Here is a 25,990-nt window from a genome sequence, read left to right as displayed (position 1 = left end):
TCACTCACCACCGTAGGTCAACTTGATCATTCTATGGTCGACTACCGGGGAATCGCCGTACACTGGGCCGAAGTAGCTTTGCATCAACTTGCGTAGCTCGCCAATATGCTTTCTGTCGCGCATAAATTCGTAAAAGCCAAATGGGTTGGTTGTTGCATGATCACCAATCCATGTTTCGCTAAGCTCAATATCTTTGCGCACCGTATAATGCCCCAAGCTTTCTTGGAATTCCAAGCTTTGTACAAAGGCCAAGAATAATCTTGCAGCCGCTTTATGCTTCGTCAGTTTGAACATCGCTATCCGTTGACCCCAAGAAATAAAGAAGTCGCTTTTTGGTATGAAAGACTGGGATGGCTGACTTGGTGCTGTTTCATATCCAGTTAAGTTTCCAAGATACCCATGTTTTCCAACGAGAAGCGGCGGTCCTGCTGTTCCGCGAATAAAGACCGGATTTAATTTTGCCAATTCTTCAAGGAAAGACTCCCCGTGCCGCTTTAGCATTTCATCATAAACATAAAGTACTGCATCATCATCGTGCGGATAAGTCAAAATCAACTTGTCTTGATAGTTAGACTTAAGCATATCCATTAACGATTCTGGAACTTCATCAAGACCGCTTTTCGCATATTGCGGCAAGAAAGCAAACATTCGGAAAGCCGAGAATTCGCCGTCTTTATCCTTGAACTCATCACGAATTTGTTCGAATCCAACTGGCTTAAAAGCTTCCAATACGCCGAGTTTTTTCCAATCCTCAAAATCATTCGATGTTTGCAGCATCGTCACATCTGGTGTCAAATCACCGTTTAGCAACTCTTCATAAATTTTCACATCATGAATCTTCGAAAGTTCTACTTTGATATCAATTGGAACTTCTGGAAAACGTGTCCGAAATGCCTCTGCAACGGCATCTTGTTGGTTGACCGCATCTCCGCCGGCCCAAACTGTCAAGCGTTCCCCCGTTCCTTTTAGTTCCTCTTGCGCGAGAGCATAAAGCTCCTCTAATTCTTTTGTCTCTAGTTCTTTAGTCATGTCTGACTCCTCCTCTTTCGTTCATTCTTGTTATTTCGTTTCTCACTTGCTATTAAAAAGAGTATGTTGCAAACATGTAAAAATTTACATGTTTTGTTTTACAGGTTTATGTTATAATGAAACAAACTAAAAGTCAAGGAGAAAGTTTATGGCAAAAAAAAGTACATTACGCTACATTTTACTTGGGTTATTAAATCAATCACCCATGTCTGGCTACGATTTGAATCAAGTTTTTGGCGACGAAATCGGTGAATTTTGGCAAGCCCAACACAGTCAGATTTACCCAGAGCTTGCAAAAATGGAAACCGCTGGGCTTATTACTCACCATATCGAAACCGTTGGAACCAAGCTTGAAAAAAAAATCTACTGCATCACAGAAACCGGACAGTTGGATTTAAAAAACTGGCTAAATACATCTTGCGAATCGCTCCCAGTGAACCGTGACGAATTTGTTTTAAAGCTTTATTTCATCCAAGATATTGCCGATCCTATTCTTTTGGAGACCGTTAGTAGCCAGTTGAAATTGCACGAAGAAAAATTGGCACATCTTGAAAACCGCAAACGGCTAGTCTTTCCTAGTGAAAAAGAAATTGAAGCGAATTACGGTCATTTTTTAATTTTAGATCACGGACTAAAACGCGAGCGGGATTATGTGTCTTGGTTAACTGAGATCATTGCAGATATCGAGCAAAAAAAAAGAAACCTCAGAACGCTAAATCAGCATTTTGAGGTTTCTTTTTTTGTATTAACCAATCGAACCTTCCATTTCGAACTTGATTAAACGGTTCATTTCAACCGCATATTCCATTGGAAGTTCCTTCGTAAACGGCTCGATGAAGCCCATTACGATCATTTCTGTCGCTTCTTCTTCACTCACCCCGCGGCTCATCAAATAGAAAAGCTGTTCCTCGGAAACCTTCGAAACTTTCGCTTCGTGTTCGAGTGAAATGTTATCATTCAAGATTTCATTGTAAGGAATCGTGTCCGACGTAGAAGAATTATCCATAATCAGCGTATCACACTCGATGTTCGAGCGTGCCCCGTCCGCATTTCGTCCAAAATGTACGATTCCGCGATACGTCACGTTTCCTCCTTGTTTCGAGATGGATTTCGATACAATCGTGCTCGATGTATTCGGCGCCATATGCATCATTTTCGCACCGGCATCTTGACGTTGACCCTTACCTGCAATCGCGATTGAAAGCGTCATTCCGCGAGCACCTTCACCGCGCAAGTAACAAGAAGGATATTTCATTGTCAGTTTCGATCCGATATTGCCATCAATCCATTCCATCGTTCCATTTTCTTCAACAAACGTCCGCTTCGTTACCAAATTATACACATTGTTCGCCCAGTTTTGAATCGTCGTGTAGCGGCAATAGGCATTCGGCTTCACGACAATTTCAACCACAGCCGAGTGAAGCGAGTTCGTCGTGTAAACCGGTGCCGTACAACCTTCCACATAGTTCACACTAGCGCCTTCATCAACAATGATTAACGTCCGCTCAAACTGCCCCATATTCTCTGAGTTAATCCGGAAATAGGCTTGCAGAGGTGTGTCGACTTTTACGCCTTTTGGAACATAGATGAAAGATCCGCCTGACCAAACCGCCGAGTTTAGCGCAGCAAATTTGTTGTCCGACGGTGGAATTACCTTCGAGAAATATTCTTTGAAAATATCCTCGTTTTCCTTAAGCGCCGTATCCGTATCCTTAAACACAATCCCCATATCTTCAAGGTCTTGCTTCATGTTATGGTAAACCACTTCAGATTCATATTGCGCCGAAGCACCTGCTAAATATTTTTGTTCCGCTTCTGGAATTCCAAGCTTATCAAACGTCCGCTTGATTTCCTCAGGAACCTCATCCCATGAACGTACCGTCTGCTCAGAAGGTTTCACATAATACGTGATATCCTCAAACTGCAATTCCGATAAGTCGCCGCCCCATGTCGGCATCGGCATCTTGTAAAACTGCTCAAGCGACTTCAAACGAAAATTAAGCATCCATTCCGGCTCTTCTTTAATACTTGAAATTTCTCGTACTACCTTTTCAGTTAGTCCGCGTTCCGTACGGAAAACTGATGTATCTTTATCATGGAATCCATATTGGTATTCGCCAATTTCTGGAATATCAGTCATGCCTTTTCCTCCTTTAACGATTCTCCGTTTCGTAAATCGCTTTTTCCATTGCCTTCCACGAAAGCGTCGCGCACTTAATCCGCGCTGGGAATTTCGCTACTCCCGCAAGAGCTTCTACGTCCCCATTTTCGTCGATTGGCTCATGGTCATGTCCTTGCACCATTTCAGAAAACTGATGCGACATCTCGAGTGCTTCCTTCTCCGTGTGTCCGATTACACTTTCTGTCATCATCGAGGCGCTTGCCATCGAAATCGAACAGCCGCTTCCGGTAAACTTGGCCTGAGTAATCACTCCGCCGTCAATTTTCAAGTGCAAATGAATTTCGTCTCCGCACGTTGGGTTGTTAAGATCAACCGTCACATCCGAATCCGAAAGTTCGCCCTTGTTCCTTGGATTTTTATAATGATCCATAATGACTTGCCGATATAATTGGTCTAACTTTCTTGACTTCATAAACCAAAATACTCCTTCGTCAATTTAAGTCCCCCGATAAACGTATCAATTTCTTCCTTTGTATTGTACAAGTAGAAGCTTGCCCGCGCAGTTGATGCGACGCCAAGCCACTTCATCAGCGGCTGTGCACAGTGATGCCCCGCTCGAATGGCAACACCCTCTTCATCAAGAACCGTCGCAAGGTCATGCGGGTGAACACCATCCAAATTGAACGTTACAAGCCCGCAGCGCAGTTTTGCATCAAGCGGCCCATAAATCGTAAGCCCCTCAATTTTTTGCATTTCAGAAAGCGCATAAGCCGTAAGCTCCTGTTCATAAGCATGAATCTCATCCAACCCGATGCCCGTCAAATAGTCCACCGCAGCACCAAGTGCAATTTCACCGCCGATCGTCGGCGTACCTGCTTCAAATTTCCAAGGCAGCTCTTTCCACGTGGAGTCGAACAGCTCCACAAAATTAATCATTTCACCGCCAAATTCCGTGGGTTCCATTTTAGAAAGAAGTTCCTTTTTCCCATATAAAACGCCCGTACCAGTTGGCGCAAGCATTTTATGCCCTGAAAACGCATAAAAATCTGCATCCAGTTCGGTCACATTAACCGCCATATGCGGCACCGCTTGAGCACCATCCACAACTAAAACCGCTCCATTTTCATGCGCAAGATCTGCAATTTCACGGATCGGCGTAATCGACCCAATCACATTTGAGACATGTGCCAGCGCCACAATTTTCGTTTTATCCGAGATCGCGTCCGCTGCCTTTGCTAAACTGATCGAACCGTCTGCTTCAAGTTCGATATATTTAAGCGTTGCGCCTTTGCGCTTTGCAAGCTGCTGCCACGGAATCAAATTGCTGTGATGTTCCAAATAAGAAATCACAATTTCATCCCCCGCTGCAACATTCGCTTCCCCGTAACTATCCGCGACAAGATTAAGCGCCGTCGTCGTTCCGCGCGTAAAAATGATTTCCGACGTATGACCTGCCGAAATGAACTTTGCCACCTTCGCACGAGCAGCTTCGAATGCATCCGTTGCCCGCCCCGCAAGCGTGTGAACACCGCGATGAACATTAGCATTATCCATTTCGTAATAATGCGTGAGTGCTTCAATCACTTGGCGCGGTTTCTGAGAAGTTGCCGCGTTGTCAAGATAAATAAGCGGTTTGCCATTAACTTCCTGATCTAAAATTTTAAAATCCGAACGAATTTGAGCGAAATTTTTCATTTTAACGCACTTTCCCTTCGATAACCTCTTTAAGCATGACTTTAACGCCTTCAATCGGAAGCTGTTTCACAACCGGATCAAGGAACCCGTGAATCACAAGTCGTTCCGCTTCCGCACGTGAAATACCACGACTCATCAAGTAAAACAACTGAACCGGATCAACCCGTCCAACCGAAGCAGCGTGTCCTGCCACAACATCATTTTCATCAATTAAAAGAATGGGATTCGCATCGCCGCGCGCGCCTTGACTAAGCATCAACACACGTGATTCCTGCTGCGCATCCGACTTCGAAGCACCATGTTTAATGTGCCCGATTCCATTAAAAATCGTCGTTGCTTTATCTTTCATAACACCATGGGATAAAATCGTCCCCGTCGAAGCCTTACCGTAATGCGTAACGCGAGTAGTAACATTTTGTGTTTGCTTTCCTCGCCCAACCGTCACCGTTTTCACATCGCCTGACGAACCGTCACCCATCAAGTTTGTCACATTTTCATTAATCGTATCTCCGTCATTCATCAAACCGAGCGCCCATTCAATCCGGCTGTCTGCGCCAATATGACCGCGGCGGTTCACATACGCCGTCACGTGTCCTGATAAATTGTCTACCGCACCAAATGTCACTTTTGCGCCGCGACGCGTCACAACTTCCTCGACAATGTTCACGATACCTTTGGAAGTGTCATCAAGTGTCACATAGTTTTCCACATAAGTCACCGAGCTGTTTTCATCCGCTACAAGTAGCACATGGTTAACAAGTGGAAGCGAAGCATCTTTTTGAACAAAGACCGCTTGAATCGGTTCTTTAATTTCCACGTTTTTCGGCACATAAAGAAAAATTCCGCCGTTCATAAGCGCCGCATGAAAAGCAGCCAATTTATGCTCATCCGGTTTTACCGCTTCCGTCATCAAGTGTTGCAGCACAAGTTCTGGATGCTCTTTTAGCGCCGTGAAAATATCCGTGAAGATAACCCCTTGGCTTTTTAGTTCCGCATTCAGCTGAAGCTTTGCCGGATGCGTATCAATTTGCACATAAAAATTGGCAGAAGCATCATCCAGCGCTACAAGATTTTGTACTTTCTCAGGCAAAACTTCCTCCGCATTTTCATTCGTAAATGCTTGATACGTATCAAATTTCGTGAAGTTCCAGCGATCAATCTTCGTTTTATCCACAAATGGCAAGTCGAGTTCACTTGCAAGTTTCCAAGCCGCTAAGCGAAAATCCGTAAATTCCTTCGGTTCGCCAGCATGTTCAGAAAAGCTGCGGATAAAATCATCTTTCAAAATCGTATTTTCCGTCATGATTTTAACCTCACTTTCCTTATTGTTGTTCTAACGTTTCTTCTTCTTCATCAAGCTCGATACCAAGCTCTTGTTTGATCCAGTCATAGCCTTCTGCTTCGAGGCGTTTCGCAAGTTCCGGTCCGCCTTCTTTTACAACTTTCCCTTGCATCATCACATGAACAAAATCAGGTTCAATGTAGTTTAAAAGACGTTGATAATGCGTAATAATTAAGCAGCCGAAGCCCTCACCGCGCATTGCATTTACGCCTTTTGATACAACCTTAAGCGCATCAATATCGAGCCCTGAATCAATTTCATCTAAAATTGCAATCGCAGGTTCAATCATCAGAAGCTGCAAAATTTCATTACGTTTTTTCTCCCCGCCAGAGAAACCTTCATTCAAATAGCGTTCTGCCATTTCTTCATCCATATCTAAAAGTTCCATCTTATCGTCCAGTTTACGGATAAACTGCATAAGTGGAATTTCTTTTCCTTCTTCACGGCGGCTGTTGATCGCTGCACGAATAAACTCAGCATTTGTTACACCGCTGATTTCACTTGGGTATTGCATTGCAAGAAAAAGTCCTGCGCGTGCACGTTCATCTACTTCCATTTCAAGCACATCTTCACCATCAAGCGTGATTGAACCTTGCGTTACTTCGTATTTCGGATGCCCCATGATCGCTGCAGAAAGCGTTGATTTCCCTGTACCATTCGGTCCCATGATTGCATGAATTTCTCCCGTAGAAATTTCCAGGTTAACGCCCTTCAAGATTTCTTTTCCTTCTATCTCAACATGTAAATCTTGGATCTTTAGTGTTGCCATTAAAAATACCCTCCCTATCAATAGTTCATGCAGATTCGCATAGTTCCAGTTTAGTATAATTCTAATCTGATATCAACAATAAAAACGTCTATCCACATTCTTTCTTCCCTATTCTACTATTAAAAACCCAAAATTTCCACCACCCAACTGATTATCATTCTAAAAAGCATATATGAGAATTGACACACAAAATGGCAAACACTTGAACAAATATTTCCCTTGTTTCAGAACTAAGCAAAAAAAGCAGCCTGATTTCGACTGCCTTCTCCAACTATCCAATATAAAATCCAACAACTAAAAAAATCATGCTGTACATTAAGTTATACAGATTAAGTACGGCAAAAATAGCACTTACCAGTTGATACTTCTGAAAAAAACAAGCCCAAGTAAGCCCAATCTGAGCGAAAACAGAAACCGTTAAAAAAAAGTCCAGCAGACAGTTCCGGCATACTGGAAAAAGAAACAGGCAAAAAATGACTGGTTTTCCCAAGAATAATTACGAAATGAATGAGACAAGAAACGATAAATAATGAATAAACAGTGATGTATTTCACTTGCTGTTCTCCTTTTTACTTTGAAATAGCTTCAAATCACAAAAGCTCTAAACATTCACTCTTTTTAAAATTCAAATTTGTTCCATCATACCAAAATCCGATTTACAAATCAAAAGTCAAATGCAGCAAAACGGCTGCAAGGGAAAATTACTTCACAGCCGTCCGCATTCGTTCTTAATTATTCCTTCACCCGAAGTGTCATCGCATTCAGTGCCACGATCACCGTACTAAGCGACATCAGCACCGCACCAATCGCCGGTGAAAGAATCACTCCAATAGGTGCAAGCACACCAGCCGCAAGCGGAATTGCCACTACATTATAGCCCGCTCCCCACCACAAATTTTGCATCATTTTTTTGTACGTTGCCCTCGACAACCGAATCAAATATAGCACATCTTTTGGATTGTTTTTCGATAAAATCACATCCGCTGTTTCAAGTGCGACATCCGTTCCCGCTCCAATTGCAACTCCGACACTTGAAGCAGCAAGTGCCGGCGAATCGTTTACTCCGTCTCCGACCATCATGATTTTTTCCTTTCGCTCTTCAAATTCTTTCACAACCCGAGCCTTATCTTCCGGTAAAAGTTCCGCCTCCACATAATCAATCCCAAGTAGCGTCCCAATCTTCTCCGCAACCCCTTTCGTGTCGCCCGTCAACATCATCGCTTTTTTAGCCATTGCATGCAGCCCACTAACCGTTTCCTTAGCACTTTTACGAATTTCATCAGCCACAGCAACAAACCCTAAAACCTTTTCTCCAGAAAGAAGAAACGACACCGTTTTCCCTGCCGCGCTTAGCTCCCTTGCACGAATTTGTTCGACCTCGCTAAGATGTCCCTCTAAGTAGCGCGTATTTACGACCTTGTACAACTTCCCGTCTACATCACCCTTAAGTCCCACACCGGGAAGAGCCGTTACATTTTCTGCCGCTTGAAGTGCTATCCCGCGTTTCTCTGCCAGAGCCACAATACTTGTCGCGATCGGATGACTCATTTGCGCTTCGAGACTTGCGAACACACGCAAAAAATCCAGTTCATTTTCCGCTTCGAGGTTCGTAACACGAAATTCTCCTTCCGTGAGCGTCCCCGTTTTATCAAACGCAATCGTATTTACAAGCCTAGCTTCTTCGAGCGCATTACGTTTACGAACAAGCAATCCATTTTTCGCAGAAAGAGAAGTCGACTTTGCCACAACGAGCGGAATTGCGAGCCCAAGTGCGTGCGGACATGCAATGATAAGAACCGTCACCGCCCGGTTTACCGCTTCCGCCCAATTGCTTGAAAGAATAAACCAGACAATAAAAGTAATAATTCCCGCCGCGAGTGCAATATAGAACAGCAATTTCGCCGCCGAATCCGATAAATTTTCCGTTCGTGATTTCTGCTTTTCGGCGTCGCTTACAAGCTTAATAATTTGCGATAAATAACTATCTTCTCCCGTTCTACTAACCTCAATCTCAATGACACTGTTTCCATTAATCGATCCCGCAATCACTTCATCGCCGCTTTGTTTTTCAACCGCTTTCGATTCCCCGGTCAGCATGGCTTCATTAATATGTGTTGCACCTTTCACAATTTTCCCATCCGCAGGAATCTTTTCCCCTTCCTTAACAAGCAGACGCTGCCGAAGTCCCACTCCCTGCAAAGCCACATCGCGAACCGTCCCGTTTTCTTCAATCAAATGAGCTTCTTTTGGCAGCAGTTCAGCCATCTTCGAAAGAGCATTCCCAGCTTTCATGATCGCATTCATTTCAATCCAGTGCCCGAGCAACATAATATCAATTAAAGTTGCCAATTCAAAAAAATAATTCATCCCGTTTGTCGTAAATAAAACGACCGTACTATATAAATAGGAAGTTATAACTGCAAGTGAAATCAGCGTCATCATCGCCGGACTTTTCCCCTTAAGCTCGCCTATCATTCCTTTCAAAAACGGCCAGCCGCCATAAAAGAATAAAATAGTCGCTAATACAAATAAGAGAATATCCGAACCAGTAAACCGAATTTCTATTCCAAACAGCATTTCCGTCATCGAAGACAGCAATAAAATGGGGATTGTCAGAATCAGCGACCCAAAAAATCGCTTCTTTAAATCCCCGTGATCCATCATCATTCCACCAGTCGCACCACCTCCGTGCTGGTGCTCATGATCCATCATTTTGTGATCCATCTCCATTTTTCGTCCTTCCCTTCTTTAAGCCTTCTCTGCCGCCCCGAGTTTCGAAAAAAGCATTGTATTCCTGCCGCCATTATGATATCGTTATAGTAACGTAACACAATTGAAACAAACTAACTAATTCGTAACAATTAGAAGTCTTTCACTTAATAATTCCGCCACGGAGGAGATTTGTATGAAAAAAGCAATAAGCTTCGCTTTGATTCTTTTATTGCTTTTCATGACATTGTCCGGATGCAGCTCACCAAAGTCTAATTTTACAGCAGCGCTTCGACAATTCAGCTTAAAGGAACAATACACTTTAAACATAAAAACTGACATTCGCGAGCTTTCAAGTCGCTATCAAAAACTTTTATCCATTGATGATTCTGAACTACAAACAAATTATCTTGCCGTCAAAGTTTCTGCTGACAAAGCTGAAAAGACTTCGATCGCGAAGATTAATTTAAATATGGACGATCTTCCACTTACCGTTGATATCTTGCAAGATAATAAAACAGGACGTATTTATATTCCTGTTAATAATCTTTACCAACTTAACGAGCAAAGTAAACAAGGGTTAAGCAAAACTTCCCAAAAAGTACTAACAGCCGTACTCGAAAATAACCAAGATCTGAAAGCCAAATATTTGGATGTTTATGAAGCGATTCAAAATCTTTCTAATATGACGATTAATAGTGAGATGGTCAAAAAACAGGCAGAAGATATGCACCGGCTAGAAAAGCAGACTGTATCTTCAATTTATGACTTTTTAAATCAAATTTCGGATAATCGGTTTGAGTTGAACAAAGGCGGGGATATATCGCTTACCATTCCAAAGAGTGACTTGAAGCAATTAGTTTCGGAAATTGTTGCTATTTGGGATAAGGATGATGCCGCTGTGAATCTTCTTTCAGAAGGAAAGGAAATTTCGCGGAACGACGCACGTGAAATATGGAAGGAACTGAAAGATACAACGCAAAGCTATTTCAAGGAACTCGTAGAGAATGAAGCAAAGAAACTAGAGATTAAACTTACGATCAAACCGGATAGCGAAGATGGGTTTAAGGAGTTTGACATTCGTACGGTTTACTCGGATACCAGTTCGGATGACCGCTTCGATATCACCGTTAAAGCTTCAATGCTTCCATATGAAGCTGTGCCGGAAATTCCAAGGAATAAGGATATTGTGAATAAAAAGGAACTCGATAAAGCTGTGTCGGATGGGCTAAAGAAATATTTGGAAACTCATCCTTCGTAAAGCTTGATCAGTTTAAAAGCAAAACCTCAGCCGCAAGAAGCCGGCTGAGGTTGTTTTTTTACCCCATTATTCTTTTTCTGCTAAATAGGCAGCGTTTCGTTTCTTCATTTGACGTGCGTACCAAATGAAAATCAACAAGTAGCCAACAAGCGCCAAAATAGCATAAAGGATAAACTCAATTTGTCCCTGTGAAGCATTACCAACGAGATAACCGAGGAATTTCTCGATTGGTCCTTCCATCGTCGTATGTGAAATCAATGTGTCATGGCTGATTCCGGCCGGAAATGCGCCGACTTTTTTGGCTGTTTCGGTAATGAATGGCGCAATCAGTGTCCCTGCCCATAAAAACAATGGCAGTTCAAGTGCACCAATCACGATCATGCGGATAATTTTCCCACGCGTGACAACAAGCAGCGCTGGCGTTACTCCCATCGCAATAATCCCACCTAGCGGGAGCAGTTTATTGCCCGGTAAAATTAAAGATTCGAGTAGCATAATTGGTGCTAAGATATTTGCAGCCGCCCAAATTTCAGCACGTCCAGCAATAAACGGCCAGTCAAGCCCTATGTTTAACTTGCGCCCTTTTAATCGTTTATTAGCAAAGTTTGTAATCCCCTGAGAGAGCGGTTCAACGGCCGCAATAAACCAAGAGCCGATAAGTGAAAATAGTTCTAGACAGACTGCGGCGGTAAAAGCTAGCGCAGCAATTTGTGTAGGCGATTGGCCGGCTAAAAGCCCGACGAAAATCCCAAGATAGATTCCGATGGCGAATTTACTGCCCCAAAAGCCAATTTTATTGTTCAGCTTGGCTGCATCAAAATCAAACCGGTCAAGCCAAGGAAATACTTTATCAAAAATTTTATCGAAAACCATGATGATCGGATTCATCATATAGTTCATATGCGTCGTCGTCATTGGATTCGAGTCTGGCGCATTTAGCAAATCATTAAAGGTCGGCTTCATCAAATCAGAATTAAGAATTTTCAAGATGCCGATGAAAACGACAAGCGTTGTCGCAATCAACAGGTTTGCTCCGCAGAAAATCGCAAACAAACCGACGATTGATAAATGCCAAATATCAAAAATATCAACATCGAGTGTATTTGTTTTTTTCAAAATCAGCATGATTATATTTACAATTACCATAATCATTAAGAAAAACAGCGTATACGGCGAGCCCCATGTAATGGTCGCAAGTGGCGCCCAGCCAACATCAGTAATGTTCAACTCAATGCCGGTTGATTTAACAAAGTCTGTTAGAGCGCCTGAAAATGAAGTCGTTAATATGTTAATGATTGCACCGATCCCAGTTAAAGCAATCCCAAGTTTTAAGCCGCCTTCAAAGGCTTTTGTAAATTTCACACCGAAAAGCAGTGCAATGACGGTTAAGATAATCGTCATGAGCGGTGCCGCGCCAAGATTGATTAACGGCTGAAAGATGGCGTTTGCTAGTTCAATAATCGTACTCATTGTTCACTTCCACTCCCTTTTTAGATTTTCTATGTCGTTGTTATGATTTAGCTAATGTTTTGATAGCGCTTTCTATTTGTTCGTAAACAGGTTCAGCCATTGCTGGGATACGGTATAGAATTGCGCCTGCGTCGACAACTGGAATATGGATTTCGAAACCAAGATCAGTATTGGCAATTTGAGCAAAGATGTCATAATGCGACAACATGTCTTCATTAATATCCTTAATCATCACCGCATCACATTGAATTTGATACCCGCGTTTTGCAAGTTCTTCTTCGAGTGCACTTTTAATTTGGTGACTTGAGTTAACGCCTGCTCCGCAAGCTGCTAAAATTTTAATCATTTTCTTTTCCTCCTAAAAATGTTTTTCTAAAAACTGATAAATTTCGGCTGTATTTTCCATGTTAAAAAACGCGAGCAGATCTTGTTCAGCTGTTGAATTAATGAAATCCATAATGTCAGCAAGAAGCCCCGTCTGCTCCATTCCGTTTCCATTTAAAATCATGAATAGAAAATGAACGGATAAGGTTTCATCTGGAAAAATCATATTTTTAAATTCGATTTCTGTTTCAAGTTTAATCGGGATAATCCGTGTTGTTTTTACAAACTCACTTTCGGTATGTGGAATCGCAATATTTGGAAAGTTTGGATTAACAACGGCTAGATCAATCCCTGTTGGATACTGTTGTTCCCGCTCCAATAAATGGACTAAAAAATCTTCTGTAACAAGTTCCTTCGCAAGCAAATCCAAGTAAACTTCTTCAAATACTTCGGCTTGTGTATGCTTCTTTGACACGTACACTGTATCTTTTTCAAAGCGGTTTTCTGTTGAGTTCAATTTGCCACCCTCTTTCGTTTGAAATAGTTTGTTTTTTGTTTACATGTTTTATTATAAACCATTTTTTTATAATTTCAACCCTAAAACAAAAAAATATAAACATTTACTGTTGATTTTAGTTTGTTTTTGTTTTATATTAAAGTTGTAATCAAACAGATTCAGCATTTTGGGCTGATATTAACTAGATTTATAAAAGGAGGAAATAAAGATGCGTGTAATTATCGGGTCGGATAGAGATGGAATGGAGCTTAAGGAGTTTTTTGAAAAAAATACTTAATCGCGAGCGGCTATGATGTCGTGGATCAAACACCAGATGGTGCGGCGGATTTCATCAGCTCCAGTTTAGCGGTAGCGAATGAAGTATTAAATGAGGATGGTAGTCTTGGCATCGCGATCGACGGGTACGGGGCTGGAAGTTTTATCGCCGCAACGAAAGTAAAAGGTATGATTGCGGCTGAGGTTTCCGATGAACGTTCCGCTTATATGACGCGCGAACATAATAATTCAAAGATGATCACACTTGGCAGCTTGATCGTCGGCAAGGAACTCGCGAAAAATATTGTACACGAATTTCTTGCAGCGCATTACGACGGGGGCAGACACCAAGTCCGGGTCGATATGCTTAATAAAATGGCTTAATTCAGAAAGGAAGAGAAAACATGAAAATTGCGTTAGGTTCAGACCATATTGTGACGGATACGAAAATGGCGGTTTCAAAATTTTTGAAGGAACAGGGATATGAAGTAATTGATGTTGGAACGTATGATTTTACAAGGACGCATTACCCAATTTTCGGAAAAAAAGTAGGCGAGCTGGTTGCTAGTGGAAAAGCTGACCAGGGTGTTGTCATTTGCGGGACGGGAGTCGGCATAACAAATTCGGTCAATAAAGTACCGGGAATACGAGCGGCACTTGTTCGCGATATGACTTCGGCGATTTATTCAAAGGAACAATTAAATGCCAATGTAATCGGTTTTGGCGGCCGAATTACCGGAGAATTCTTGATCTGCGATATCATCGATGCTTTTTTGAAAGCGGAGTATCAAGAAAGCGAAGAAAATAAAGGTTGGATTAAAAAGCTGGATCACATTGAAAAAGCAAGTACCAATCAAGCTGAACCCGGGTTTTTTGATGAGATTTTAGCCAAATGGGATCGCGGCGAGTATCACGACTAGGAGGCAAAAAAGATGATTTTAACGATAACGATGAATCCTTCGATCGATATTGCTTATTCGCTTGAAGATTTCCATCTGGATGCGCCAAACCGCGTCCGCCAAGTGAAAAAAACAGCCGGCGGTAAGGGGCTTAATGTGACGCGGGTCTTGAAGCAATTGGATGAGGATGTGTTTGCAAGCGGGCTTCTTGGAGGGTTTCTCGGTGAAGAAATAAAGGCTTCACTTACGCAAGCAGGTATCGGCTATGATTTTTTCCCAATCAGCGGTGAAACGAGGAATTGTATCGCAATTTTGCATGGCGGCATGCAGACGGAGATTCTTGAAAGCGGGCCGATCGTTGCTGAACGCGAGGCGGAACTATTTTTGGCGCATTTCGAGCTGCTGCTCGGACAAGCAGGACTAGTCGGAATTTCAGGGAGTCTTGCGGACGGGTTGCCGGCTGGGTTCTATGCGGAAATGGTCAAGTGTGCGCAAGAAAAGGGTGTCAAGGTTATGCTGGATGTTTCGGGGAAGCCGCTTGAAGCTGTACTTTGGTCACCTGCTAAGCCGTTTTTGATCAAGCCAAATTTAGCGGAGCTCGGGGAACTGATCGGCCGATCGGTTTCGGCTGACACGGATGAATTGAAAGAGGTTCTTTCGGATGGGCTTTTCGAGGGGATTCCTTGGATTGTTATTTCGCTAGGAAAAGATGGGGCTTTTGCCAAAATTGGATCAGATTTTCATCAGGTTAGGATTCCACAGATTACTGCTGTTAATCCGGTCGGGTCAGGAGATGCGACGGTTGCTGGACTTTTAAGTGGTCTTTATCATAAGGATTCACCTGAAGACGTGCTGAAAAAAGCAATGACGCTTGGGATGCTAAATGCCTGCGAGCCGGAAACGGGATCAGTTGATTTGAATCGTTATCAGGAACTGTTTGAACAAGTCACGGTTATTCAAAATTAAAGGAGGAACAACGAAAATGACGAAACTGGATTATATGCGTACACTAACAAATTCTAAAGGGTGTATCGGAGCGCTTGCGATTGACCAACGTGGTGCTCTTAAAAAAATGATTGCTGCTGCTAAAGGCGAAGCGGCAACGGATCAAGAGATTATTCGCTTTAAGGAGCTGGTTTCTGAGGAACTTACGCCACATGCTTCGGCCATTCTGCTCGACCCGGAATACGGTATTCCGGCAGCTCAAAAACGTGACGAAACGGCCGGGCTTTTGCTCGCTTATGAAAAAACGGGCTATGATGCTACGGTTCCAGGCAGACTACCAGATATTTTGGACGACTGGTCGGTGAAGCGCTTGAAGGAAGCTGGAGCCGAAGCATGTAAGTTTTTACTTTATTATGATGTAGATGAAGCTGATGCTATAAATGAGCAAAAACGGATTTTCATGGAACGTGTCGGTTCGGAATGTCTGGCTGAGGATCTGCCGTTTTTCCTTGAGCTAGTTTCTTATGATGCAGCGGGTCTTGATACGAATTCGAGCGAATATGCCAAAGTAAAGCCGCATAAGGTGATTGAAATGATGAAGGAGTTTTCGGAGTCGCGCTATAATGTCGATGTGCTGAAAGTGGAAGTTCCGGTGAACATGAAACGCGTGGTTGGTTTTTCGAATGAGGAAGCGGTTTATACGAAGGAAGAAGCGGCTCTTTTCTTTAAGGAGCAGGCAGAAGCAACGTCCCTTCCGTTTGTCTTTTTAAGTGCTGGTGTCAGTGCTGAATTGTTCCTTGAAACGCTCAAGTTTGCCAAGGATTCGGGCTCTACTTTTAATGGCGTACTTTGTGGTAGAGCAACTTGGGCAGACGGTGTTGCTCCTTTTGTACGTGACGGGGAGGAAGCGGCACGAGTTTGGCTAAGGGAAACTGGGACGGCAAAGATTAAAGAATTGAACGAGGTTTTAAACGAAACAGCCACTCCGCTTGAACTTGAATTCATCCATTAAGCGGTCGGCGTATTGTGTTCGGGCTAGTGTAACGAGGGGTTTTTTGGTAGTATAGAGAATGAAATCAAAATTAAAGGATGAATGGCATGTTAAAAGAGGAAAGACTGAATACGATTGTTTCACTAGTCGACAAAAGCGGTACGGTTAAGGTTCAAGAGATTATGGACCGGCTTCAGGTCTCGGATATGACGGTTCGTCGCGATTTGACGGAGCTCGAAAAGCAAGGAAAGTTGAAACGTGTTCACGGCGGCGCGCAAAGCATTAATATTTACCGGCACGAGGAACTTTCGCACGAACAGAAAAAAATTATTCATCAGGATGAAAAAAAGCAATTAGCTGAACTGACTTTACCTTTAATCGAACAAGATGATACGATTTTTCTAGGTCCTGGTACGACGATTGAACTTCTGGCGGCTTCTTTACCCGACTTTCCTTTGCGTGTCGTAACGAACAGCCTTCCTGTTTTTTCGATTCTTGAACCGCGTGAAAATATTATGCTGTATTTGATCGGCGGTGAATTACGACGTAAAACAGGAGCCTTTTATGGTGAAATGGCGAACACTGTTTTACAGGATATTCGCTTTGGAAAAGCTTTTATCGGAGCGAATGCGCTGTCGGAAAACCGAGTTATGACCGCAACGATTGAAGAAGGTCGCACGCAAGAAATTGCGTTAAACAATTCGTTTGAGAAATATTTGCTGCTCGATGGTTCTAAAATCGGCAAGGAAGATTTCTACTCTTTCTATCATGTTTCAGACTTAACGGCACTCATTACAAATACAGCTGAAAATGGCGAGCTGAATGCTTTTGAAGATTTGGTTCGGATTATTAAATGAACGCGCAAAAAACCCTTGTCGGGTTGACCCGGCAAGGGTTTTTGCTTTATTTATTGACAGGGATTACTGCGCCTTTCCATTTATCAATAATCCAATCTTGAATTTCTTTCGAGTGAAGTACTTCGACTAGTTTCTTCACATTTTTATTGTTTTTATTCGAGTCTTTGGTAACCACAATGTTCGCATATGGCGAATCTTGACTTTCAATCGCAATTGCATCTTTTGTTGGATTAAGTCCTTGATCTACTACGAAGTTAGAATTGATTGCTACTGCATCGCCTTCTTCATGATTATAAGCAGTCATTAAGTAAGCGGGATCTAAATCATATTTGAATTTTAGTTTTTTTCGGATTGTCTTTAATGTCATCGAATGTGGCATCTTCTGCTTTTACACCATCTTTTAATGTAAGCAGTCCTTGATCAACGAAAATGCCGATAACACGCGGCCAGTCAGATTTACTGTTCGATAGTAAAATTTGTGCGCCGTCTTTCAAGTCTTTTAAGTTTTTGACTTTCTTCGAGTAAATCCCCATTGGTTCAATGTGAATCGCGCCGACATCTGCAAATTTATAGCCTTTTTTCTTTTTTCTTCAAGTTCTAAGTATGGTTTATGCTGGAAGTAGTTGGCATCAAGTTCGCCTTCATCAAGCGCTTTATTTGGCAAAACGTAATCTTGATACGTGACGATTTTTAAATCAATGCCTTCTTTTTTAAGAATGGGTTTTGCTTTTTCCAAGATCTCGGCATGTGGTGTATTGGAAGCTCCTACAACTAATTGATTCTTATCTTCTGAACTTTTCTTGTCTGAACCGCTTCCTCCGCACGCTGCAAGCACTAACACCAAACTGAATACAAATACTGCACTAATAATCTTTTTCATCAAAACACTCTCCTTTTTTATCGTTTGTCGACGATTTTGGTAAGTATATCGCCGATAAATTGGAATATAAACACAATCACTAAGATGATAATGGTAGCTGCGATAGTCACTTCCGGCTGGTTACGCTGGAAGCCTTCAAGATAGGCGGCATTCCCAAGTCCGCCAGCTCCGATAATCCCCGCCATAGCGGTAAACCCGACGAGCGAAATCGCAGTTACGGTAATGCCTGAAATCAGCGCCGGAAGCGCTTCTGGGATTAACACTTTGAAAATCACAGTGTAAATGTTCGCTCCCATTGCTTTGGCCGCTTCAAGCACTCCTTTATCCACTTCGCGGAATGCAATTTCAACCATACGCGCATAAAACGGAGCGGCTGAAATAATCAATGCTGGCAGTGCGGCTTTTGGCCCGATAATTGTTCCAACGATTGCGCTTGTCATTGGAAGCAGTAGGACGATCAAAATGATAAACGGAATCGAGCGAAAAACGTTCACAAGGACTGCTGTTATCCAATATAGTAGTTTTGTAAAAATGCCCGTTTTCTTGTTGGTAAGAAATAGCAAGAGCCCGAGCAGGGTGCCGAGAATGAACACGGCTACTAGCGAAACGAGTGTCATATACAGGGTATCTTTTGTATAGCCCCACATCGCCGTCCAGTCGATACTGCTGAAAAACTCACTCATCCTTCGATCACCTCTACTTCTACATCAGTTTTACGAAGTGATTCAATCGTTTTCTCAATTTCAACATCTTCGCCTTGGATTTGTACGTAAAGCGTTCCGTAAGCTCCGTTTTGTGTTTGCGTCAAACTACCATGTAGGACATTCAGCAAGACATCATGCTCTTTTGCTACTTGAGAAATGACAGGCTGTGTCGCATTGCCGCTTACAAACAGTAGTTTAACGAGCTTTCCATCAGAATAGTTTTCAAGCAAGAGCCGAATTAATTCTTCTGTTTCATCGGATTCTGTAACTTGTTCGATGAATCGTTTGGTTACAGCTTGTTTTGGATGCTGGAACACTTCGAGTACGTCGCCAAGTTCTACAACTTTCCCCGCTTCCATTACTGCTACACGATTGCAAATTTTGCGAATGACGTGCATTTCATGGGTGATGACGATGATGGTCAAATTGAGACGCTGATTGATATCAAGCAGCAGTTCAAGTACTTCGTCGGTTGTTTGTGGATCAAGCGCGCTTGTTGCTTCATCGCAAAGCAGCACATCTGGATCATTAGCAAGCGCCCTCGCAATGCCAACACGTTGTTTTTGTCCGCCGCTAAGCTCAGATGGATATGCGTTTTCTTTTCCGCTCAAGCCGACCAAATTTATCAGCTCAAGTACTCTTTTTTTGCGCTCCGCTCGCTTCACTCCTGCAATTTCCAGTGGAAAAGCAATGTTATCGTAAACCGTTCTCGACCACAGCAAGTTGAAATGCTGGAAAATCATGCCGATTTTTTGTCTCGCTTTACGTAACTCGCGTCCTCTAATCTCGCTGATCGCTTGATTGTCGACGGTTACTTTTCCTGATGTCGGTAGCTCCAGTCCGTTGAACAATCGAATTAAACTGCTTTTCCCAGCGCCGGAGTAGCCCACGACACCGAATATTTCACCATCTGCGATTTCGAGACTCACATCGTCTACTGCCCGCACCTTTGTTTTGCGCGCGGTGTAATCTTTTACCACACTTTCGAGCGTTATCATCTTCGCCTCACCTTTTCCTAAAAAAATTAAAAAAGCCTTTCTGCATGAGCAGAAAGGCACGAATTGTTCATTCTTCAGCTTTCTTCTCATCTTTCAGAACTTATATGTTCTGCATGATTTAGCACCTTAAGTATCGATAACTTAGGTTGCCGGGTTTCATAGGGCATTTCCCTCCACCGCTCTGGATAAGAATTATTCAGTTTTAGAAGCACTTTGTTAAAACGCTTGTACTCTGTTTTTTCATCTTACAGTTAGAACTTCAATTTGTCAACAAAAAAATTATTCGCCGAGGCGTTTATTTGTGGCTCACAAGCTCAAGACTAGAAGGTTTTTCAGCACGAACAGCTACTAAAACTGCGGCATTTTCTGCATTTCTGATGACTTTTTCATTTTCAATTGCGCTATCTTTTGTTTGGATAAAATAAAAGACAGCTACAACCGTTAGAATGGCAACTACAAGAATTAATAAGCTTTTTTTCGTCATTTCTTCTCCCCCTCAACATTCTTTAGTTTACCTTTTTAAACTAAATGACGCGGAAAGAAAAAAGAAAGATATGTTAAAGATTTATAAGCGGTAGCTTGACCGTAAAAGTAGTTCGGTGATTTTTGCTTGAAGCCATTACAAGACCGCCATGCCGTTCCACAATCGATTTTGCAATCGCAAGCCCAAGTCCGGTTCCCGTTGTTGTCCGGTTTTTATCCACCTTATAAAAACGCTCAAACAAATGAGGTAGATCAAGTGCTGAGATTTCTTTTCCATAGTTGGTTACATCAATAACCGCCCAGTCCTCTTCTTTTCGAGCAGAAAGCTCGATACTCTTTTCTCCTTCTCCGTAACGTAGTGCGTTCGAAAATAAATTCTCAAAAAGACGCATAATTTGATTGCCGTCTCCGCTTACAAGCAGATTGTCCGCTTTGTAAGCTTCCACAATTTCAATTCCTTTTTCGCGTGCCAGCCCATCGAACTCGGCAACCAGCTGTCTCAGTAGCTCTATCATGTCAAGTCGGTCTTGTGCAAGCAAATAATCAGGGCTTTCAAGCCGCGTATAAGAAAATAAATCATCGATCAGTTTATGCAGATGTTTCGCTTTCTCATAAACCAGTTCTGTATAATATTTCAGTTCCACTTCATCGCGGTAACGGTCATCATGAATATAACTTAAATAACCGAGTATGGATGTGAGCGGAGTACGCAAGTCATGTGACACGTTTGTGATCAAATCATTTTTTGCTTGCTGTGCTTCCTGCTCCTGTTCCATCAAATTCTTTTGACGTGTCCGCATTTTTTCAATATTTGTTTCAAGTTCGCGAATTTCTGGAACAAGGCTTGCGGTATCCACTGCCCGGTCAGTTCCAAGCGCATAGTTGATCGTTCGTAACTGTTTTTTTAATGTACGTCCTCTCATATAGCGGTAGAAACAGTAAAAAACGAGCCAAGTAATCAGCAAGATTAGCACATATTTAATGAAGAGCATTACAGGTGATTCTACAACACTGTTATATTTCCCGCGTCCAAACAAATCAATAAATGAATCGCTTAAACCGCGCAGTACAACAGAGTCATCACGAATAAACAGCAGCCAGAGATAAATCGTCTGAAGGACAATCGTAGCAAGAAACCAAGATAGCACGACAAAAAAACCAATTTGCCACGGTCGCATCACATGTGTCACATTTTGAGTCCAGCGTTTAAATTTCAATTTTATATCCTACTCCCCAAATGGTTTTAATCACATTTTCGCCGCCAAGCGCTTCACGAAGTTTGTCGCGCAAGTTGCTGATATGCACCATCACCGTCTTACTTGCCCCAAAAGCCTGCTCCTGCCAAATCTTTTCAAATATATATTCCGAACTAAAAACTCGTCCAGGCTCGCTCGCAAGCAAATACAAAATATCGAATTCAGAAGTGGTAAGGTGAAGTTCCTTTCCTCCAACCGTGACAATATGCTGGTCGCGATTAATCTCGATCGGTCCGATCACCAAGTTATCATTCTCCGGTTTTACTACTTGTTGCATTTGCTTAATCCGCCGCAAAATGGCTTTGACACGCACGGAAAGCTCAAGCGGATTAAATGGCTTAATCATATAATCATCTGCTCCCGTTAGAAGTCCCATGATTTTGTCATTATCCTCAGCCTTCGCAGAGAGCATCAAAATCGGCGTTAAGATTCCTTCACTTCGCATCATTCGGCAGACTTCAAGCCCGTCCATTTTCGGCATCATAATATCTAAAATCACAAGTGAAAATTCCTTTTGATTCACCAGTTCCCAAACGGCAGCTCCATCATAAGCTTGATAGATGTCGTAGCCTTCGTTTTGAAGATAGAGTTTTACTAAATCGACAATTTCTTTATCATCATCAGCGATTAATATGGCTGTCATTTCAAGATCTCTCCTCTAATTTATTAGTCTCATTGTACCACCGACGGGCAAAAAAAAAGAAATCCGATTAAGATTTCTTTAGAAAAGTTTAAACTTCTATTTATGTATAGATTCGCTCTTCTTCCGGCTCCAAATGAATCAACACTTGTGCGCGCGAATAAAACCCGCAAATTTCCGCTTCAATTTTATCACACAGCGAGTGGGCGGTTTCAATCGTCATATCAGATGGTACAACAAGATGGAAATCAATGTATTCTTCGGCCCCCGCGCGGCGTGAACGAAAATCATGAAACTCAATAAATTCCTGACTATGCGCTGTAATAATCCGCTTGATTTCTTCTTCTTCTTTCCAAGAAAGTCGACGATCCATAAGCGGTGGAAATGACTCTTTCAATAGTTTATATGCTTCAAACATAATATAAATAGCCGTCAAAATTGCAATAATTGGATCGAGGAACTGCCAACCGGTTAAATGTACGAGCAGCAAGCTGAATGCAATCCCGAGCGAAGTAAATACATCTGTATAAAGGTGTAGCGCATTCGACTTCATCGCAACCGAATTCGCTTTCTCAGCAGCCCGCTTAATTACACGCGAAATAATGATGTTAACGAGTGCTCCAAACACCATCACACCAATTCCAAGCATTGGTAGCTTAATTTCATGTGGATTAAAGAACTTGTCGACCGATTCAAAAATGATCCAAATCCCCGCCACAAAAATCAACAGCGTTTCAATTGTCCCTGCAATATTTTCCGCCTTACCGTGACCATAAGGATGATCCTCATCAGCTGGACGCCCCGAAATTCGTAGCGAAAAAAACGTGATGATTGAAGCGAACAAATCCATCGAGGAATGCACAGCTTCCGAAATAACTGCAACAGAACCCGTCAAAAAACCGACGATCAGTTTCAAAACTACGATAACGAAGTTACTGATCACCGATAAAATTGTTAAATTACTATGATTCATCTTTCTATTTCCCCCACTTATTTTTTGCCTCAATTATCTTAACATATACTCATACAGTGGGTCTACAGCAATCTTTTTAGTAAAAGGCAGTTCTATATCGGAAAGGAAAAAGAGTTTCCTTTAGGCAAATTTAGTAATAAACTCGAGCGCATCAATCACATTATTAATTTCGTACTCCTTCGCTACTATTTCGCCGTCTTTAACAGCAGCGAGTGCTGGCACAGATTCAATTTCAAATATACGGGCATATTCTGGAATGTAGTTTAAATCCATTTCTGCAATCGAAACTTTCGGATGAGCATCTAGCACGAGTTCTATCATTTCTCGAGCTTTCGCACAGCCGCCACACATTGGCGTATAAAAAAAGAGCAGCTGATCGCCTTTTTGTTCGAGCAGTGCATCGAGATCATCCTTTTGAAATGTAAGCATCTTCGTCTTTCCTCCTAAAAAAGCCGGCTCCAATGGGAACCGACTTCAAATTATACGGTTTAAGCTTCGTCTACACGTTTTTGATAGTCTTCGTGTGTTAAAAGATCCTCTACTTCTGATTCTTCGACAGCTTTTACTTTCAAAATCCAGCCAGCTTCATAAGGATCACTATTGATCGTTTCCGGAGCATCATCAAGTGCTTCATTGACTGCAACCACTTCAAAACTGATCGGAGCAAGCAAGTCCGAAACTGTTTTAACAGATTCTACACTGCCGTATGATTCATCTTTGTCGATTTTATCTCCTACTTCTGGAACTTCAACAAAGACAATATCCCCTAATTGATCTTGTGCAAAATCCGTAATCCCGATCAGATATGTATCTCCGTCCTTTTTTACCCATTCATCATCGCTTGAATACTTAAGTGTTTCTGGAATGCTTACCATTTAAAATTCCTCCTTTTGTTTCTTCTTGTTTACGCAATTTTTATTTCCAAGCAGCTTCAAAATCTTGCTCTTTAAAGCCGAGTGTTACCTGTTTTCCGTCCGTTGTAAGCGGGCGTTTAATAAGCTTCCCGTCAGAAGCAAGCAGCTTAAATGCTTCGTCTTCTGTCATATCGTCAAGTTTGTCTTTCAGTCCAAGCTCGCGATATTTAATTCCGCTTGTATTAAAGAAACGTCGTAGCGGAAGACCGCTTTTTTTTCCAAAATGCTTTTAACTCTTCAGCCGTAGGCGGTGTTTCAATTAAGTCAATTTGGTTGACCTTCACGTCATTTTCTTCAAGCCAAGCTTTTGCTTTCCGACACGTTGAACATTTTGGATACCAATAAAAATCAATCACATCAGTTGCTCCCTTCATACTCAAATCTAACTCTATCATAGAATACTTTTAGTAAAAGTACAAATAAAAAAGCGGCAACTGAATCACCCTTAAATTTATCTTATCACGACTCTTTCACGAAAGCAATACCAACGTAGAAAGCGCATACAAACAAATTTCGTCAAGCTGTAATTCGGCTGAAGGATGCTCATCTGATGTCTCTTCATCTACCTATCGCAATTTTTTCATATCCGTGATGCTGCGAAATTTTCACAAAAAAAGCCAAGCCTTTAACGAAAAGGCTTGGCTTTCATCTTATTTTAAGCCGTTTTTTGTTCGCGATTCGTGAACATGGATTTCTGATAATTAAACCGAATCGAAAGTATCAAGCCAATGGCCATCATATTTCCAAGCAAGGCACTGCCGCCGTAACTCACAAATGGAAGTGGAATCCCCGTAATCGGTAACAGCCCAATGTTCATCCCGACATTTTCAAGCACGTGGAACATGATCATCATGACAACTCCCGTACAAATGTACGAGTAGAACGGAACATTGATATCAAGTGCTACGCGGATGATTTGGTAGATTAACAGGAAGTACAGCGCCAGAAGAATGCTCGCACCAATGAACCCGTAATCGCCGCCGATAACTGTGAAAATAAAGTCATTGTGGTTTTCTGGAATCGAAATTGCATTGTAGCCGGCTCCGTTTCCTGAAATTTGACCGGAACCAATGGCAGTCATGGCTCGAAGAACTTGATAGCCGCCGCCTTGCGGGTCGGTTTCGGGATTGATCCACGTTGTAATCCGCTCAAATTGATACGGCTTAAAGCCAAGTGCAACCAGCCAGCTTTGATGATTGATAACCATCCAGATAGCTGCTGTTCCAACTGCCGCGATCGAGCCGTAAATCGGAACAATGATTTTCCATGAGATTCCTGATACAAGAATCATTCCGGAAACAATCGCGATAAATACTAGTGCAGTTCCAAGGTCAGGCTGCAACATGATAAGTGCAAGCGGCAAAACGAGTACCAGCGCAAATTTTGCAAGCAGCCAAAAATCGCTTTTAACGCTATGCATTTTAAATTTCTTATTATGATCCATAATCACTTTCGCCAGCACAATAATCATGATGACTTTTACAATTTCAGATGGCTGGATGCTTCCAAGAAACGGAATGATAATCCAGCTTTTTGCACCTTTGACTTCTTTTCCGAAGAGGAGTACAAACAGCAACATAAAAATACCTAAAGCATAGAAGTAATAGGCCCATTTCGTTAATCGTTCGTAGTCAAGCTGCATCATCACGACAATTGCAAATGTACAAACAACATACCAAACCGCTTGTTTGATAACGAAGTTCGCATCGTACTGCTGATTCGTCAGCTGCGCGCTGTAAATGGAAACTAAACTGATGATACAAAGCAGCATAAGCGTGAGTACGATACCGTAGTCAATCCGCCCTGCCATTTTATTTGGTTGATTCATTCTTTACGCTCCTAACTGATTGGGGTCGCAAGCTAACAAACTTGTGTCTCTTCCCAAATGCAGCAATTCAAAAACTCATCCTCTATCTTATCATAAATGATTGCAGCAAGTAAAAATATCTTTCTACAT

General features: G+C 42.2%; 25 protein-coding genes, 3 pseudogenes and 1 riboswitch. Of the genes and pseudogenes, 7 read left to right on the top strand and 21 right to left on the bottom strand.

Translation table 11 applies throughout. The features are described 5' to 3' along the window. Complete coding sequence (locus MFLO_RS08075) at window positions 1-1,029, bottom strand: ABC transporter substrate-binding protein (protein ID WP_036097424.1); 1,029 nt, start codon at window positions 1,027-1,029, stop codon at window positions 1-3. 148 nt (window positions 1,030-1,177) lie between these two features. On the opposite strand from MFLO_RS08075, the gene MFLO_RS08070 reads away from it, so the two are divergent. After that, entirely contained in the window at window positions 1,178-1,810 is a 633-nt protein-coding gene (locus MFLO_RS08070; protein ID WP_077913191.1) for a PadR family transcriptional regulator, read from the top strand. On the opposite strand, the gene sufB is transcribed toward MFLO_RS08070, so the two are convergent. The 6 genes from sufB to MFLO_RS08040 all read right to left on the bottom strand — a co-directional run bounded on the left by sufB (window position 1,775) and on the right by MFLO_RS08040 (window position 9,687). Continuing rightward, complete coding sequence (sufB, locus tag MFLO_RS08065; protein ID WP_036097423.1) at window positions 1,775-3,169, bottom strand: Fe-S cluster assembly protein SufB; 1,395 nt, start codon at window positions 3,167-3,169, stop codon at window positions 1,775-1,777. The genes MFLO_RS08070 and sufB overlap by 36 nt on opposite strands. Window positions 3,170-3,182: 13 nt before the next feature. After that, window positions 3,183-3,623, bottom strand: coding sequence for a Fe-S cluster assembly sulfur transfer protein SufU (sufU, locus tag MFLO_RS08060; RefSeq protein ID WP_036097422.1), 441 nt, complete (start codon window positions 3,621-3,623; stop codon window positions 3,183-3,185). Beyond that, entirely contained in the window at window positions 3,620-4,846 is a 1,227-nt protein-coding gene (locus MFLO_RS08055) for a cysteine desulfurase (protein WP_036097421.1), read from the bottom strand. The genes sufU and MFLO_RS08055 overlap by 4 nt, the downstream gene beginning before the upstream one ends. Before the next feature lies 1 nt (window position 4,847). Then, the gene (sufD, locus tag MFLO_RS08050; protein WP_036097420.1) at window positions 4,848-6,149 is read right to left on the bottom strand and encodes a Fe-S cluster assembly protein SufD; all 1,302 of its coding nucleotides are present in this window, start codon (window positions 6,147-6,149) and stop codon (window positions 4,848-4,850) included. Window positions 6,150-6,168: 19 nt separating this feature from the next. Next, a complete protein-coding gene (gene sufC / locus MFLO_RS08045; RefSeq protein WP_036097419.1) occupies window positions 6,169-6,957 on the bottom strand; it encodes a Fe-S cluster assembly ATPase SufC in 789 nt (262 codons plus the stop codon). Between the two features lie 732 nt (window positions 6,958-7,689). Further along, window positions 7,690-9,687, bottom strand: coding sequence for a copper-translocating P-type ATPase (locus MFLO_RS08040; protein WP_036097418.1), 1,998 nt, complete (start codon window positions 9,685-9,687; stop codon window positions 7,690-7,692). 175 nt (window positions 9,688-9,862) lie between these two features. Here MFLO_RS08040 and MFLO_RS08035 point away from each other — a divergent pair, with 175 nt between their 5' ends. Continuing rightward, a complete protein-coding gene (locus tag MFLO_RS08035; protein ID WP_036097417.1) occupies window positions 9,863-10,927 on the top strand; it encodes an Lmo2079 family surface lipoprotein in 1,065 nt (354 codons plus the stop codon). A 66-nt stretch (window positions 10,928-10,993) separates the two neighbouring features. Here the strand turns inward: MFLO_RS08035 and MFLO_RS08030 are convergent, their stop codons facing one another. From MFLO_RS08030 to MFLO_RS08020, 3 genes are read right to left on the bottom strand one after another with little or no spacing between them, the layout of a single operon-like run. Continuing rightward, entirely contained in the window at window positions 10,994-12,397 is a 1,404-nt protein-coding gene (locus tag MFLO_RS08030) for a PTS galactitol transporter subunit IIC (RefSeq protein ID WP_036097416.1), read from the bottom strand. 40 nt (window positions 12,398-12,437) lie between these two features. Further along, entirely contained in the window at window positions 12,438-12,743 is a 306-nt protein-coding gene (locus MFLO_RS08025) for a PTS sugar transporter subunit IIB (protein WP_036097415.1), read from the bottom strand. Window positions 12,744-12,755: 12 nt separating this feature from the next. Then, window positions 12,756-13,238: a PTS sugar transporter subunit IIA gene (locus MFLO_RS08020; protein WP_036097414.1), complete on the bottom strand. Its 483-nt coding sequence runs from the start codon at window positions 13,236-13,238 to the stop codon at window positions 12,756-12,758. A 208-nt stretch (window positions 13,239-13,446) separates the two neighbouring features. Between MFLO_RS08020 and lacA the strand changes: the two are divergent. The 5 genes and pseudogenes from lacA to MFLO_RS07995 all read left to right on the top strand — a co-directional run bounded on the left by lacA (window position 13,447) and on the right by MFLO_RS07995 (window position 17,185). Next, window positions 13,447-13,877 (top strand): annotated as a pseudogene (lacA, locus tag MFLO_RS08015) (galactose-6-phosphate isomerase subunit LacA). Between the two features lie 20 nt (window positions 13,878-13,897). Beyond that, complete coding sequence (lacB, locus tag MFLO_RS08010) at window positions 13,898-14,413, top strand: galactose-6-phosphate isomerase subunit LacB (protein ID WP_036097413.1); 516 nt, start codon at window positions 13,898-13,900, stop codon at window positions 14,411-14,413. Window positions 14,414-14,425: 12 nt separating this feature from the next. Then, window positions 14,426-15,358, top strand: a complete 933-nt coding sequence (gene lacC / locus MFLO_RS08005; RefSeq protein ID WP_036097412.1) for a tagatose-6-phosphate kinase — start codon at window positions 14,426-14,428, stop codon at window positions 15,356-15,358. Window positions 15,359-15,374: 16 nt separating this feature from the next. Then, the gene (gene lacD, locus MFLO_RS08000) at window positions 15,375-16,349 is read left to right on the top strand and encodes a tagatose-bisphosphate aldolase (RefSeq protein WP_036097411.1); all 975 of its coding nucleotides are present in this window, start codon (window positions 15,375-15,377) and stop codon (window positions 16,347-16,349) included. 86 nt (window positions 16,350-16,435) lie between these two features. Beyond that, window positions 16,436-17,185: a DeoR/GlpR family DNA-binding transcription regulator gene (locus MFLO_RS07995; protein WP_036097410.1), complete on the top strand. Its 750-nt coding sequence runs from the start codon at window positions 16,436-16,438 to the stop codon at window positions 17,183-17,185. A 46-nt stretch (window positions 17,186-17,231) separates the two neighbouring features. Here the strand turns inward: MFLO_RS07995 and MFLO_RS07990 are convergent. The 11 genes and pseudogenes from MFLO_RS07990 to rodA form a co-directional block, all read right to left on the bottom strand. After that, a pseudogene (locus MFLO_RS07990) lies at window positions 17,232-18,065 on the bottom strand (MetQ/NlpA family ABC transporter substrate-binding protein). Window positions 18,066-18,082: 17 nt separating this feature from the next. Next, window positions 18,083-18,748, bottom strand: coding sequence for a methionine ABC transporter permease (locus MFLO_RS07985; RefSeq protein ID WP_036097409.1), 666 nt, complete (start codon window positions 18,746-18,748; stop codon window positions 18,083-18,085). Further along, window positions 18,745-19,767, bottom strand: a complete 1,023-nt coding sequence (locus MFLO_RS07980) for a methionine ABC transporter ATP-binding protein (protein WP_036097408.1) — start codon at window positions 19,765-19,767, stop codon at window positions 18,745-18,747. The genes MFLO_RS07985 and MFLO_RS07980 overlap by 4 nt, the downstream gene beginning before the upstream one ends. Before the next feature lie 83 nt (window positions 19,768-19,850). Then, window positions 19,851-19,959, bottom strand: a riboswitch (SAM riboswitch). Between the two features lie 103 nt (window positions 19,960-20,062). Then, the gene (locus MFLO_RS07975) at window positions 20,063-20,251 is read right to left on the bottom strand and encodes a hypothetical protein (RefSeq protein ID WP_036097407.1); all 189 of its coding nucleotides are present in this window, start codon (window positions 20,249-20,251) and stop codon (window positions 20,063-20,065) included. Between the two features lie 73 nt (window positions 20,252-20,324). Next, on the bottom strand, window positions 20,325-21,473 hold the full coding sequence (locus tag MFLO_RS07970; protein ID WP_420912523.1) for a sensor histidine kinase: 1,149 nt from the start codon (window positions 21,471-21,473) through the stop codon (window positions 20,325-20,327). Continuing rightward, window positions 21,457-22,149: a response regulator transcription factor gene (locus tag MFLO_RS07965; protein ID WP_036097405.1), complete on the bottom strand. Its 693-nt coding sequence runs from the start codon at window positions 22,147-22,149 to the stop codon at window positions 21,457-21,459. The genes MFLO_RS07970 and MFLO_RS07965 overlap by 17 nt, the downstream gene beginning before the upstream one ends. A gap of 100 nt (window positions 22,150-22,249) precedes the next feature. Next, entirely contained in the window at window positions 22,250-23,119 is an 870-nt protein-coding gene (locus MFLO_RS07960; RefSeq protein ID WP_036097404.1) for a cation diffusion facilitator family transporter, read from the bottom strand. A 120-nt stretch (window positions 23,120-23,239) separates the two neighbouring features. After that, window positions 23,240-23,548, bottom strand: a complete 309-nt coding sequence (locus tag MFLO_RS07955) for a thioredoxin family protein (protein ID WP_036097403.1) — start codon at window positions 23,546-23,548, stop codon at window positions 23,240-23,242. A 59-nt stretch (window positions 23,549-23,607) separates the two neighbouring features. Beyond that, a complete protein-coding gene (gcvH, locus tag MFLO_RS07950) occupies window positions 23,608-23,994 on the bottom strand; it encodes a glycine cleavage system protein GcvH (protein ID WP_036097402.1) in 387 nt (128 codons plus the stop codon). Window positions 23,995-24,034: 40 nt separating this feature from the next. Beyond that, a pseudogene (locus MFLO_RS07945) lies at window positions 24,035-24,389 on the bottom strand (arsenate reductase family protein). A 299-nt stretch (window positions 24,390-24,688) separates the two neighbouring features. Further along, window positions 24,689-25,861 (bottom strand): rod shape-determining protein RodA, encoded by a 1,173-nt coding sequence (gene rodA, locus MFLO_RS07940; RefSeq protein ID WP_036097401.1) that lies wholly within the window; start codon window positions 25,859-25,861, stop codon window positions 24,689-24,691. Window positions 25,862-25,990: the final 129 nt, after the last annotated feature.

The organism is Listeria floridensis FSL S10-1187 (assembly GCF_000525875.1).
Classification (GTDB): domain Bacteria; phylum Bacillota; class Bacilli; order Lactobacillales; family Listeriaceae; genus Listeria; species Listeria floridensis.
The sequence above is the reverse complement of the archived record's forward strand: the minus strand, read 5'-3'. Positions and strand labels throughout refer to the sequence as shown.